The following is a 13,331-nucleotide window of genomic DNA, read 5'->3' on the forward strand; positions in this document are numbered from 1 at the left end:
ACACAAGTGAATAAAAAAATACATAAGCAGTTATCAAGACGCCTAAAAACCAAAAAAGAGCAGTACCCTGACGATTAGAAATCGTCAGTTCGTACTACTCTTAGAATGTACCATATAAATATAAATGGCCTTGCTTAAGCTTCTGCAGAAAAGATGCATCTGCAGGATATACTGCTTATTTAATTGTCCGCAGGTAAATGAGCCGGAGGCATAAGCTTACTTGCGGTTTTGAAGAATTTAGTTTAAGTGTACTTGAAATGGAAGGGAATGTCAAGGGAGCAGGGGGCACCTTGCCCGCAGCCCTTTTTTGCATGTGCTATTCCTCTGCCAAAAAATCATCCGTTTGGCAACAAACTTTTCACAAAAAATATGTATCACTATTTGTCAATAGCCCATATTTAGTGTATAATAAAGTAGAGAGTATGTGTGCGGACACAGTATCAAATTCAATTTCTACATTTGTACGGAAGAATGTAAAATAAAAAATGGAGGTGTATTTTTTTTGGGTAAATTTCAACATAAGGTCCAGATTATCCCGCTTGGTGGTTTGGGCGAAATTGGTAAAAATATGACGGTATTCCGTTACGGGGACGACATGATCCTGATTGATGCAGGCCTGATGTTCCCTGAAGACGATATGCTCGGCATTGACTTGGTTATTCCCGATATTACATATTTGGTTGAGAATAAAGATAAAATTAAGGGTATCTTTCTGACACATGGTCACGAGGACCATATCGGTGCGCTGCCCTATGTTATGAAACAAATTGATTGTCCCGTTTATGGTACCGCACTTACTCTGGGTATTTTACAAGGCCGCTTGAAGGAAAACGGTGTAGGCAACGAAACCCTGCACGTAGTAAAACCCGGTGACAAGATTAACACCGGTGCCTTTAAGCTCGATTTCATCCGCGTAAACCACAGCATTCCCGACGCTGTTGCTATCGCGATTACTACTCCTATCGGTGTTATTATCCACACCGGTGACTTCAAAATCGACCACACTCCTGTTGACGGACAGGTTATGGAATTCAATAAATTTGCCGAATACGGCGACCGCGGTGTACTGTGCCTGCTGGCAGACAGCACCAACGCCGAGCGCCCGGGCTTCACTCCCAGCGAAAAAATGGTAGGCCAGACCTTTGACGAGGAGTTCCGCTATGCTAAGCATCGTATTATTGTAGCAACCTTCTCCTCTAACGTACATCGTATCCAACAGGTTATTGATACTGCTGTGAAGTATGACCGTAAGGTAGCAGTTATCGGCCGCAGCATGGTGAATGTTGTAAATATCGCCAAGGAGCTGGGTTACCTGAAGGTTCCCGAGGGCGTGCTGATTGATATTGACGAAACTCATAACTATACGCCGGAAAAGGTTGTTATTATCACCACCGGCAGTCAGGGCGAGCCGATGAGCGCGCTCACTCGTATGGCTATGAATGACCATAAAAAGGTTGATATTATGCCCGGTGATACAGTAATTATTTCTGCTACACCTATTCCGGGCAACGAAAAGCTTGTTTCCCGTACTATCGACCATCTGTACAAGCTGGGTGCGGACGTTATCTATGAAAAGAGCAACGGTGTCCACGTTTCCGGCCACGCCAGCCAGGAGGAAATCAAGATGATGCACAATCTGGTGCGTCCGCGTTTCTTCATGCCTGTGCATGGTGAATACCGTCACCTGGTTAAGCATGCTAATCTGGCGAAATCCCTCGGCATGCCGGCAGACCACATTGTTATCGGTGAAAACGGCAGTGTTATCGAGCTGACCAAGAGCAGCATTACCATTAACGGCAAGGTGCCTGCAGGCAAGGTGCTGGTTGACGGCTTGGGTGTCGGCGACGTAGGCAACATCGTACTGCGCGACCGCCGTCAGCTCTCTCAGGACGGTATCATGATTGTTGTTGTAACCGTCGACAAGGAATCCTGCCATGTGGTTTCCGGTCCGGATATCGTTTCCCGCGGCTTTGTTTATGTGCGCGAGGCCGAGGACCTGATGGATGAAGCACGCGATAAGGTGCAGGCTGCATTGGACCGCTGCGAGGAAAACAATGTTTCCGAATGGTCGGCAATCAAGTCCACTGTCCGTGATTCTCTGGGACGCTTCCTGTTCGAAAGAACCCGCCGCCGTCCGATGATTCTGCCGATTATCATGGAGATTTGATAGTGATTAGTGGATAGTGATTAGTTATTAGTGATTAGTTTTTGGTGAGCGGTTGTCAGAAGTCAGCTGATAAAGGATGACTGCCGGCAGCTGCAAATTTAGGAGTTGTCTTATCTTGCGCAAGGAAAGAAGAAGGAAGCAACAGAATAGAAGCTACTCGCGCCCTGTCGGCGTTGTCTGCCTGCTTATTGGTCTGCTGTTTGCAGCCGCTCTTCTTATGACGGCTGAGGACGACGTAATGCATTATGCTTATCTGGTGGAGCAGCATCTGCTGGGTAAGGGTATCTTTTTGCTGCCTTTGGCTTTCTTTGCTGCGTCCTTTGCTTTGCTTAAAGGACAATTTGGTGTTTTTAACAAGAGAACATTAATTTTTACTTTGGTGACGCTGTGCCTTACAGGCACAGCTCATCATGTTTTTGTGCCTGTTGGCTCTGAGCTGGAGCCTTCGCTGATAGCGGAGGGAGGCGGTCTTATAGGCGGCCTTTTGCTGAAGCTGCTGCGTTCCTTTGCCGGTGATGTGACTGTTTATATTATTCTTGCCTTAGGCTGGCTGTGGCTGCTGGGCCTGGTGCTGCCGCTGCGCAAATGGTGGGAGCTGTGGCAGGATTACCTGACCTCCGACGAAATTACGCTGGTGCGCCCTGATGACAAGGTGAGGGAGGAGCGCAAGCGTCCCGAGATTGTGCCCAGGACCGTGTTCAAGCGCAAGAGTGCCGCGCCTCAACAGCATACCGCTCCCGCGGATAACGTTATCAGCAACTATACCAGCCCCGAATTTGATGCCTTCAACGAGGGCGTGCAGAAGAAAAGTGCCTTCAGAAGCATTTTAGGCTTTACCAAAAACAAGAGTGTTTACGAAAAATCACCTTTAAAAGAGGAAATAGAGCGTGACCCGGTGCAGCTGCCCGAATGGGAGCAGTCCAAGCCCGAGGTCATTGTAAGACCGATTATAAATTATGACGATGATTACGAGCCGGACAGCCGCTTTCTGGATGATGCGGAGCCGCCGGCTGCCGAACCCGAGCCGGAGCCGGAGCGTCCTGCTTCCGTAATCCGCAATACCTATCGCGAGGAGCAGGTACCAACGTTTGCAGTGCCTGCCAAGGAAGAGCCGCAGCCTGAGCCTGAACCGGAGAAGCCGGCCGTAACGATTTTTGACAGTGCAGATAAAATTGCCGCAGCGGCGCCTGCTCAGCAGTCCGCAGCATATGAACCTGAAGCGCAGGCCGCAAGCAGCTATCAGCTGCCCCCGCTGGAGATTCTCGATACGCCGAAGGCCAGCGACCCGTCCACCTATCAGAAGGACATCATGGATCAATGTGCGGTGCTGGAGCAGACTTTGGCAGACTTCAAGGTGCGCGCCAGAGTTGTTGCCGTAACACGCGGACCTTCTGTTACCCGCTTTGAGCTGGAGCCTGCGGCAGGTGTGAAGGTAAGCTCGGTGGTGAACCTTGCGGATGATATTGCCCTGCGTCTGGCTGCTCCCGGTGTGCGTATCGAAGCGCCGATTCCCGGCAAATCCGCCATCGGCATCGAAGCGCCGAACACGAAGAACGATCCCGTGTGCTTCCGTGAGGTTGTGGAGGCAGGCAGTGTACGCAATGCCAAGGAGCATCTGTGCATCGGTTTGGGCAAGGATATCAGCGGTGATATTATTTCCGCCGACCTTGCGAAAATGCCGCATCTTTTGGTGGCAGGCTCCACAGGCTCCGGTAAATCGGTGTGCATCAATACGATTATCGCCGGTCTTTTGTACCGTGCTACACCGGACGAGGTTAAACTGATTCTTGTCGACCCTAAGGTCGTAGAATTGTCTAATTACAACGGTATTCCGCATCTGCTGACACCGGTTGTCACCGAGCCGAAAAAGGCAGCCAGCGCGCTGCACTGGGCGGTAGCGGAAATGGAGCGCCGTTATAAGGCGTTTGCCGACAGCCGTGTGCGTGACATCAAAACCTATAACGCGCAGGCCGACGAAAAGATGCCCTATATCGTAATTATCATCGACGAGTTGTCAGACCTGATGATGGTAGCCAAGGTTGATGTGGAGGATGCTATCCTGCGCCTGGCACAGAAGGCCCGCGCTGCCGGTATCCATCTGATTTTGGCAACCCAGCGTCCGTCCGTAGATGTTATTACAGGCATCGTCAAGGCGAATATTCCTTCACGTATTGCTTTCGCCGTATCCTCGCAGACAGATTCGCGCACAATTATTGATATGGGCGGTGCCGAAAAGCTGCTGGGCAAGGGCGATATGCTCTTTTACCCCATGGGCTACAACAAGCCTGTGCGTGTACAGGGTGCCTTCGTCAGCGATGATGAGCTGAATAAAATAGTAGATTTCATTATCAAGCAGTCCATTCCTGTAAATTACAGCGAAGAAGTAACAGAGCAGGAGCTGGAATGTGATAATAAAGGCCATAATGCCGAGGATGCAGGCTCCAATGCGCCTGCAGAGGATGAGCTTTTTGAGGATGCCCTGAGCCTTGTGCTGGATATGGGGCAGGCATCAAGCTCCATGCTGCAGCGACGCTTCCGCATAGGCTATACGCGTGCGGCGCGTCTGGTAGATACTATGGAGGAGCTGGGCATTGTCGGTCAATCCGTAGGCAGCAAGCCACGAGAGGTTATAATGTCGCGTAAGGAAGCAGAGGAACGCTTCCTGCGCCGTGAATAAGCGGAGGTGCAGGCGAAATGGATGATAAGGAAAAGACTGTCGGCGCAATTTTGAAAGAAGCAAGACTGGCCAAGGGTATTTCCCTGGCTGATGCCGAAAAGGCTACCAGTATCCGCAGCCGTTATCTGCAGGCTGTAGAAAATGACGAATATGACAAGACTCCGGGCGAGGTTTTCCTGAAGGGAATAATCCGTAACTACGGTAATTATCTGGGACTGAACGGTCCGGAGCTTGTTAATGAATATAAAGCAAGTGCTGCCGGTATGGCGGCAGAGGCTGTACGCAGCCAGGGTATCCGCGAGGTGGAAAAAGTCCGCCTCAATATACAGCTGAAGGATAAGCGTGATATCGGCAGCGGTACAGGCCGCTTTGAAATGCCGGGCTTGCCGAAGCTGCCAATGAAGCAGTGTCTGGCAGGCTTAGCAGCGGTAGCGGTGCTCACGGCAGGCTATTTTGCTATTCCCGCTACGATTAACTATTTTAAAAATATGCCTAAGGAAGAGGCTAAGCAGACTGAGCAGGTTAAGCCCGAAGCTAAAGCACCCGCAGTGCTGGACAAGGTTACCGTTGACCTGGAGGCCGAGGGTGACTGCTGGCTGGAGGCAAGTGCCGACGGCAAGGAGCTTTTTGCCGGCATTCTGCATGCTAAGGAAAGCAAGCATTTTGAGGCTAAGGATAAGCTGATTATCAAATACGGCAACATCGGCGTTGTACGCATTAAGGTGAACGGCGAGGCTGTTGACCTGAAGGGCGAGCATGGCGTGGCCGTCAAGACCTATCTGCGCAACGCTCCCGCACAGCCTGCAGCCGCAGCTAAGGCAGAGGAGGCTGCACCGAAGTCCGAGCCTGAAACCAAGGCTGCACCTGCTGCCGCAGTAGAGGAAGCAGTACCGCAGCCGGCTGCAGCCGCACCTGCGCCGAAGGCAGAAGGACCGAAGCCGCAGGCTGAGGTTAAGCCGGCTGAGCCGCAGCAGCCACAGGCTGCCGGCGAAGCGAAGGCCGATAAGAAGAAATAATAATTTGTTCAGGAGTTTTTCATGAAACAGTTTTTACCGATTTCCGCTCAGGAAATTGCCGAGCGTGGCTGGGAGCAGCTTGACTTTCTGTTTATCAGCGGCGATGCTTATGTAGACCATCCCTCCTTCGGTCCGGCAGTAATCTGCCGCGTGCTGGAGGCGCAGGGCTACAAGGTAGCTATGCTGTGCCAGCCGCGTTGGGATAAAGCAGAATATATGGCAGAGCTGGGCAAGCCGCGACTGGGCGTGCTTATTTCCGGCGGCAACCTTGACTCCATGCTGTGCCGTTATACGGCAGCCAAAAATGAGCGTTCTGTCGACAAATATACCGCAGGCGGTGCGGTGGGACAGCGTCCCGACCATGCTACGGCCGTTTATGCGCAGCTCGTCAAGCAGCTATGGCCCGATATGCCTGTAATTATCGGCGGTATTGAAGCCAGCCTGCGCCGTTTTGTGCATTTCGACTACTGGGAAAACAAGCTGCTGCCTTCTATTCTGGAGTCTAGCGGTGCGGACCTTTTGGTTTACGGCATGGGCGAAAAGCAGATTATGGAAATTGCCGACTATCTGGCAGGCGGTGCCAGCGCTGAGGATTTGCATTATATCCGCGGTACGGCGTATCTGTCTGACAGTTTGCCCGATGATGAATATGTGGAGCTTCCGGGCTGGAAGGCTATCAAGGACGACCGCAAGGAATTTGCCAGAGCCTTTAAGCTGCAGAGCAAGGAGCAGGACCCGTTTTATGGCAAAATCGTAGTCCAAAAGGGACAGAAGAAATATATCGTACAGAATCCGAACATCTTCCCGCTGACGATGGAGGAGATGGACGCTATCTACGATTTGCCGTATATGCGTCAGTGGCACCCGAGCTACGACGCCAAGGGCGGCGTAGCAGCGCTGGAGGAGGTTCAGTTCAGCCTGGTAAGCAGCAGAGGCTGCTTCGGCAGCTGTTCCTTCTGCGCTATTCATGCGCATCAGGGACGTATCATTCAGGCGCGCAGCCATGAATCTATTCTGCGTGAAGCAAAGCTGCTGATAAAGCTTCCCGGCTTCAAGGGTTATATCCATGACGTCGGCGGCCCTACGGCCAACTTCCGCCATCCTTCCTGTGCCAAGCAGCTGAAATACGGCGTGTGCAAGGACAGGCAGTGCCTGTTTCCCAAGCCGTGCCCCAATATTGATGCCGACCACAGCGATTATATAGCTCTGCTGCGCAAGCTGCGTGCTTTACCGGGAGTCAAGAAGGTGTTTATCCGCAGCGGTATCCGTTATGATTATCTGCTGGCGGATAAAAAGCAGGAATTTCTGGACGAGCTGTGCCGTTATCACATCAGCGGTCTGCTGAAGGTAGCGCCCGAGCATATCGCGCCGCAGGTTCTGGCGCGTATGGGCAAGCCCGGCAAGGAAGTTTATCTGAAGTTTATGCGCATGTTTACGCAAAAAAATAAAGAAATCGGCCTGCCGCAATATCTGGTGCCGTACTTTATTTCCAGCCATCCGGGCTGCACGCTGAACAATGCCATTGAGCTGGCAGAGTTTTTGCGTGACATCAAGCACAATCCGGAGCAGGTGCAGGACTTTATTCCTACTCCCGGCAGTGCGGCGACGGCGATGTATTATTCCGGCATCGACCCGGAAAGCGGCGAAACCGTATTTGTGGCCCGCAATCCGCATGATAAGGCAATGCAGCGTGCGCTGATGCAGTACCGTACTCCGCGTAACCGCAAGCTGGTGCTGGAGGCGCTGCAGAAGGCAGGACGCATGGACCTCGTGGGCAGCGGACATAAATGCCTGCTGTATACGGAGCAGGAACAGCGCGGCGGAGTGCGTGGCGCGAAGCGTGATGCTTCTCGCGGCCCGAAACGTAATGCAACGGGCATTGGAGCGCGTAATGCAACGCGCAGTACCGCTTCAGGCAGTGCCGGTGGAAAAAGGCGTGAGGATAAGCGCCGCAGATAGTAACGGAGGGATGAGATGATCCGTTGTATCTTTTTAGTGCTGATATTGGCCGGAATACTGACGGGAGGCTGCGGTGAGCAGCCTGCTCCTGTACAGAACGCAGGGGCAAAAACCGTTATCCTGTATTCCGAGCTTGATAATAAATTTACTGAAAATCTGGTGGATGCCTTCAACAAGGAGCAGAAGGCTAAGCTGCAGCTGAAGGCTATTTACGAGCTGAAGCCCGGCGGGGAGCTGCCGGACGTTGTGCTGGCCGAGCAGCGCACGCTTGCCGGCCTGAAGCGTCAGGGAAGGCTGAAGCCTGTGGCCTTTGCCGATGGCGACAGACTGCCGCAGAAGTTCCGTGATGCGGATTTAAGCTGGTACGGCGTTTTCTATGATCCGATAGTTTTTCTGGTCAACCAGCAGTACGCCCGTACTGTCGGCCAGGCAAATATCTGCAGCTGGCAGGATTTGGCAGGGAAAGAACAGCTGCGCATTGCTCTGGAAAATTTATCCGACAGCAACAGCACGCAAAACTTTCTGGCAGGTCTGGCAGACCGCTTCGGCGAGGATGAATCGCTGGAGTATTTAGGCAATATCAACCGCTTTATCGGGCAATATTCCAAGTTTCCCTTTACACCTGTGCGCATGGCGGCGGTAGGTGATGCGGATGTGGCTATTACCAGACAAAGCTACGTGTTTAAATATCTGGAAAATAAATTTCCCGCTTATGTTGTCTATCCCAAGGAAGGCACGCCGGTCAATCTTTTCTGCGTAGGCCTGTTTAAGAATACTACAGATGATTTGCAGGGACTGAAGGTTATGGAATGGCTTTTGACAAGCGAGCAGGTGCAGGCGATAGCACAGGAAAATGCTACAGGCTATCTGTTTCTGTTCCTGCGCGGCTTTGATGAGGCTGCCGCCGATGGCGATAAAATCTGGCTCAACAGCAGTTATCTGGAGCCTGTTAAGCAGGATGGCCTGACAAATAAGTGGCTGAGTAAGGTTAGATTCAGTAAATAGTTGTTAGTGGCTGGTGATTAGTCATCAGTGAATAGTGAATTAGATTATAATGATTTGTGCTCTTGCTTGCTGTCCCGACGGCTTGGGTGAGGGCAGCAGGTTTTGGAGGTAAAGAATGAAAATAGGTATGGTCAGCCTCGGCTGTCCCAAAAATCTGGTAGATTCTGAAGTTATGCTGGGTATTATCAAGGATAAGCAGCTGGAGATTACCAATGATCCCGCAGATGCCGAACTGATTATTGTTAATACCTGCGGTTTTATCGAAAGTGCGAAGGAGGAATCCATCAGCACAATTTTACAAATGGCGCAATATAAGGAGGAGGGCAGCTGCAAATATCTGATTATGACAGGCTGCCTCGGCCAGCGCTATGCAGACGAGCTTTTCGAAAGCATGCCTGAGGTTGACGCTATCGTCGGCACTGACAGCTTTACCGATATCGGCTGGGTTATCGACCAGGTGCTGGCAGGCAAGCGCGTAAAGCATCTGCAGAAGCTGGAAAGCAAAAATGTACAGACTCCGCCCAGAATGCTGACTACGCCTGATTACATGGCGTATCTGAAAATTGCCGAGGGCTGCGACAACTGCTGCTCCTACTGCATTATTCCGCAGCTGCGCGGTCCCTACACCAGCCGTCCTTATGATGAGGTTATGGCAGAGGCAAGAAGCCTTGCTGCTCACGGCGTCAAGGAGCTGATTGTAGTGGCGCAGGATACCACCCGCTACGGCGAGGACCTTATCGGCAAGCTGCTTTTGCCGCAGCTGCTGCGTGACCTCAACGAGCTGGAGGGCATCGAGTGGATCCGCGTTATGTACCTGTATCCCAACAACTTTACGGACGATTTGATTGCAGCCTTCGCCGAATGCGACAAGGTGTGCAAGTATATTGATATTCCTCTGCAGCATGCCAGCGACAGACTGCTGGAAAGCATGAACCGTTACGATACACGTGCGCAGGTAGAAGAACTTCTGGCCAAGCTGCGTGAGCGTATTCCGGGCATTACTATCCGCACTACCTTCATCGTGGGCTTCCCCGGTGAAACCGACGAGGATTTTGCGGAGCTGATGGACTTTGTTGAAAAGCAGCGCTTTGAAAACGCAGGCGTGTTCCAGTATTCCCAAGAGGAGGGTACTGTGGCCGGCGCTATGGAAAACCAGATTGAGCCTGAGGTTAAGGAAAACCGCTATCATGAGCTGATGGCGCTGCAGGCAGGTATTTCCGAAGAAATCCATCAGGAGCGCGAGGATGAGGAGCTGGACGTTATCGTCGAAGGCTTTGATGAAGAAAACCCCGCTCTTGCGGTAGGACGTTCCTATCACGAGGCACCTGATATCGACGGCAACATCTTTATCGAAAATGCCGCCGAGCTGGAGGTAGGCCAGATGGTAAGAGTGCGTATTCTGCAAGGCTTTACCTATGAAATGGTGGCAGAGCTGGTTTAACGTTGCTGTATGAGTCAAAATAACCGGTGAGAGGGTGACAGCAGGATGAAGGTTGAAATCATTACTACCGGGACGGAGCTGCTGCTGGGTGAAATTTTAAACACCAATGTGCAGTATTTATCCCGCAAGCTGAATAATATAGGCTTTGATGTTTTATATCACACTACGGTCGGAGATAATCCGGAGCGTATGCGCGCAGTGCTGGAGCAGGCCATGCAGCGCGCCGATATCATCATTACCAGCGGCGGTCTGGGACCGACGCGCGGTGATATTACCAAGGAGATAGTGATGGAGGTTTGTCATACTGAAGGCTATCTCGATTTGGATACGTGGGGACGCATAGATGCATATTTTGCCAAGAAGGGACTTTGCCCTTCGCAAAATAACGAGAAGCAGGCGTATGTGCCCATCGGGGCCGAGGTACTGCAGAACGATGTGGGTACCGCTCCCGGACTGTGGCTGGAATATAAGGACAAAATCTTCATTATGCTGCCCGGACCTCCGAGCGAGCTTACGGATGTGTGCGAAAAGCAGCTGCTGCCGCGAATGCTACAGCGCTTCAGCAAGCACGGCATTATCATGTCGCGCACCTTGCATCTGCGCGGTATCGGCGAATCTATGGTGGCTGCCAAGCTCGACGAGCTGATTATGGCGCAGACCAATCCGACGATTGCGCTTTATGCCCGCTACGGTGAAATTCTCATCAGGCTTACGGCGAAGGCTGCCAATGATAAAGAGGCAGTCAAGCTGCTCGACGCTATGGAAGCCAAGGTACGCAAGAGCGTTGATAATTATATATACGGTGTGGATGATGCCACTCTGGCGGCCTGCTTAGGGCAGGAGCTGCTGAAGCAGGGCAAAACTATTGCCTTTGCGGAATCCTGCAGCGGCGGTCTTGCCAGCAGCCTGGTTACGGATGTGCCGGGCAGCAGTGAATATCTGCTGGGAAGCATCGTCAGCTACACTAACATGGCTAAGCAGAAGCTGCTTAATGTGCAGGCAGATACGCTGGCCAAATACGGCGCTGTCAGCCGTGAAACCGCCTGCGAAATGGCGCTGGGCGTACGCAAGCAGCTGGGCAGTGATTATGGTGTGAGCATTACGGGCAACGCCGGACCGGGAGCCAGCGAGGGCAAACCGGTAGGCCTTGTATATATTGCCGTTGCCACTGACAACGTGGTATATTGCCAGGAGCACCGTTTTATGTCTACAAGAACAGAAAATAAGCTGAGAATAGCTCAGACAGCTATTTCCATGGCTATTGATAAATTATTAGAAGAAAAAAACAATACGGAGGATAAACATTAATGACCATTCAAAAAGAGATGTTCGGCAGCTTAGAGCTGGACAAAAAAATTGTAACCGCCCTGACTGACATGGGCTTCGAAGAGCCTTCTCCAATTCAGGCCGCTACTATTCCCCTGGTGCTCGAAGGTAACGACGTTATCGGCCAGGCACAGACCGGTACCGGCAAGACCGCTGCCTTCGGTATTCCTCTGGTGCAGGCAATTACCGACTTCAAGCATATTCAGGCGCTGATTATGACTCCAACCCGTGAGCTGGCTATTCAGGTTGCGGAAGAAGTAGGCAAAATCGGCCGTACCCGCCGCGTGCGTGCGCTGCCTGTTTACGGCGGCCAGCCGATTGAACGCCAGATCCGTGCGCTGCGCAACAATGTGCAGATTGTTATCGGTACCCCGGGCCGTTTGATTGACCATATCAACCGCGGCACTATCCGTCTGGACCATATCAAATTCCTGGTACTGGACGAGGCTGACGAAATGCTGGATATGGGCTTTGTTGATGATATCGAAGAAATTATGCGCAGCCTGCCGGTTGAACGCCAGACTCTGCTGTTCTCCGCAACCATGCCTCGTCCGATTCTGAGCCTGACCAAGAAGTACATGAAGGCGCCGAAGAATGTAACCATTTCCAAGGAAGAGCTGACTGTGCCTCTGATTGAGCAATACTATTTCGAAACAAAGGATAAGATTGAAGGCCTGTGCCGTCTGTTGGACGCAGAAATCGACGGCAAGCTGATTATCTTCTGCCGTACCAAAAAGGGTGTTGACGACCTGTCTATCGCACTTTCCAGCCGTGGCTACATGGCTGAGGGCCTGCATGGTGACCTGAGCCAGAACCAGCGTGACCGCGTAATGAAGAAATTCCGCGAGGGTGCTGTCGATGTGCTTATTGCTACCGACGTTGCTGCCCGCGGTATCGACGTTGACAACATCACCCACGTTATCAACTTTGATATTCCGCAGGATCCGGAAAGCTACGTTCACCGCATCGGCCGCACCGGTCGTGCAGGCAACACCGGCGTAGCTATGACCTTCATCACTCCGCGTGAGTTCCGTCAGCTGAAGCTGATTGAGCGTACCGTCAAGACTAAAATCCAACGCCGTCAGCTGCCGACTGCTGCTAACGTTATCGAGCGTCAGCGCGACCAAATTATCAGCAAGATGCAGACTGTGCTGGAGCTGAACGCATATCATGACTATATGCCGATTGCCGAAAGCCTGTTGGATGATTACAGTGCGGAAGAAGTTGCTGCCGCAGCTCTGAAGCTGATGCAGGAGGGCATTAAGGCTCTGGAGGCTCCGCAGGAGGATATCCTGTCCAAGGACCTGCGCAACACCGGCGGCCGTCCCGGCATGGTGCGCCTGTTCATCAACATCGGCCGCAGCCAGAAGATTATGGTTAAGGATATTGTCAGCACCATTGCTATCGAAGCAGACATTCCGGCACGTGATATCGGCCTGATCAATATCTATGATAAGTTCACCTTTGTTGAAGTACCGGAGGATGTAGCCGAAAAGGTTATCGGTGCGATGAACAAGAACTTTATCAAGGGGTATAAGGTTAATATTGAGCCGGCTAAGGCAAGAAGATAATAACAAGGGCGACCGAGCCTCTCCTCTGGGAGACAAGGTGAATTGCCGGCAGGGCAAGAAAAGCCTCTCCTAGGGGAGAGGTGGCATCGCGCAGCGATGACGGAGAGGGGTTCTGCCTAAAGCAACGTTTCTGTCAAGTGAAGTGGTAAACTTATTTTAGACACAGAGG

At 51.9% G+C, this 13,331-nt stretch carries 8 protein-coding genes; all 8 read left to right on the forward strand.

The genetic code is table 11. From position 1 onward, the window contains the following. The first annotated feature begins 502 nt into the window (after positions 1-502). The 8 genes from HMPREF9443_RS02200 (at position 503) to HMPREF9443_RS02235 (ending at position 13,162) form a co-directional block, all read left to right on the forward strand. Entirely contained in the window at positions 503-2,167 is a 1,665-nt protein-coding gene (locus HMPREF9443_RS02200) for a ribonuclease J (protein ID WP_040564787.1), read from the forward strand. 115 nt (positions 2,168-2,282) lie between these two features. Then, positions 2,283-4,844 (forward strand): DNA translocase FtsK, encoded by a 2,562-nt coding sequence (locus HMPREF9443_RS02205; protein ID WP_230197135.1) that lies wholly within the window; start codon positions 2,283-2,285, stop codon positions 4,842-4,844. A gap of 17 nt (positions 4,845-4,861) precedes the next feature. Continuing rightward, positions 4,862-5,860, forward strand: a complete 999-nt coding sequence (locus tag HMPREF9443_RS02210) for a helix-turn-helix domain-containing protein (RefSeq protein ID WP_009144869.1) — start codon at positions 4,862-4,864, stop codon at positions 5,858-5,860. Positions 5,861-5,881: 21 nt separating this feature from the next. Beyond that, positions 5,882-7,819 (forward strand): YgiQ family radical SAM protein, encoded by a 1,938-nt coding sequence (locus HMPREF9443_RS02215; protein WP_009144870.1) that lies wholly within the window; start codon positions 5,882-5,884, stop codon positions 7,817-7,819. Between the two features lie 15 nt (positions 7,820-7,834). Beyond that, on the forward strand, positions 7,835-8,824 hold the full coding sequence (locus HMPREF9443_RS02220) for an ABC transporter substrate-binding protein (RefSeq protein WP_009144871.1): 990 nt from the start codon (positions 7,835-7,837) through the stop codon (positions 8,822-8,824). 115 nt (positions 8,825-8,939) lie between these two features. Continuing rightward, positions 8,940-10,265 carry a 30S ribosomal protein S12 methylthiotransferase RimO gene (gene rimO, locus HMPREF9443_RS02225; RefSeq protein ID WP_009144872.1) on the forward strand — a complete coding sequence of 442 codons (1,326 nt, stop codon included), beginning with the start codon at positions 8,940-8,942 and terminating at the stop codon, positions 10,263-10,265. 45 nt (positions 10,266-10,310) lie between these two features. Beyond that, positions 10,311-11,573, forward strand: a complete 1,263-nt coding sequence (locus tag HMPREF9443_RS02230; RefSeq protein WP_009144873.1) for a competence/damage-inducible protein A — start codon at positions 10,311-10,313, stop codon at positions 11,571-11,573. Beyond that, complete coding sequence (locus HMPREF9443_RS02235; protein WP_009144874.1) at positions 11,573-13,162, forward strand: DEAD/DEAH box helicase; 1,590 nt, start codon at positions 11,573-11,575, stop codon at positions 13,160-13,162. Before HMPREF9443_RS02230 ends, HMPREF9443_RS02235 begins: the two co-directional genes overlap by 1 nt. Positions 13,163-13,331: the final 169 nt, after the last annotated feature.

The organism is Phascolarctobacterium succinatutens YIT 12067 (assembly GCF_000188175.1).
Lineage (GTDB): Bacteria > Bacillota > Negativicutes > Acidaminococcales > Acidaminococcaceae > Phascolarctobacterium_A > Phascolarctobacterium_A succinatutens.

Excerpts from the sequence above, each read along its gene's own strand:
- HMPREF9443_RS02210 (WP_009144869.1), top strand. The coding sequence starts at position 4,862 with ATGGATGATAAGGAAAAGACTGTCGGCGCAATTTTGAAAGAAGCAAGA.
- HMPREF9443_RS02215 (WP_009144870.1), top strand. The coding sequence starts at position 5,882 with ATGAAACAGTTTTTACCGATTTCCGCTCAGGAAATTGCCGAGCGTGGC.
- HMPREF9443_RS02220 (WP_009144871.1), top strand. The coding sequence starts at position 7,835 with ATGATCCGTTGTATCTTTTTAGTGCTGATATTGGCCGGAATACTGACG.
- rimO (WP_009144872.1), top strand. The coding sequence starts at position 8,940 with ATGAAAATAGGTATGGTCAGCCTCGGCTGTCCCAAAAATCTGGTAGAT.
- HMPREF9443_RS02230 (WP_009144873.1), top strand. The coding sequence starts at position 10,311 with ATGAAGGTTGAAATCATTACTACCGGGACGGAGCTGCTGCTGGGTGAA.
- HMPREF9443_RS02235 (WP_009144874.1), top strand. The coding sequence starts at position 11,573 with ATGACCATTCAAAAAGAGATGTTCGGCAGCTTAGAGCTGGACAAAAAA.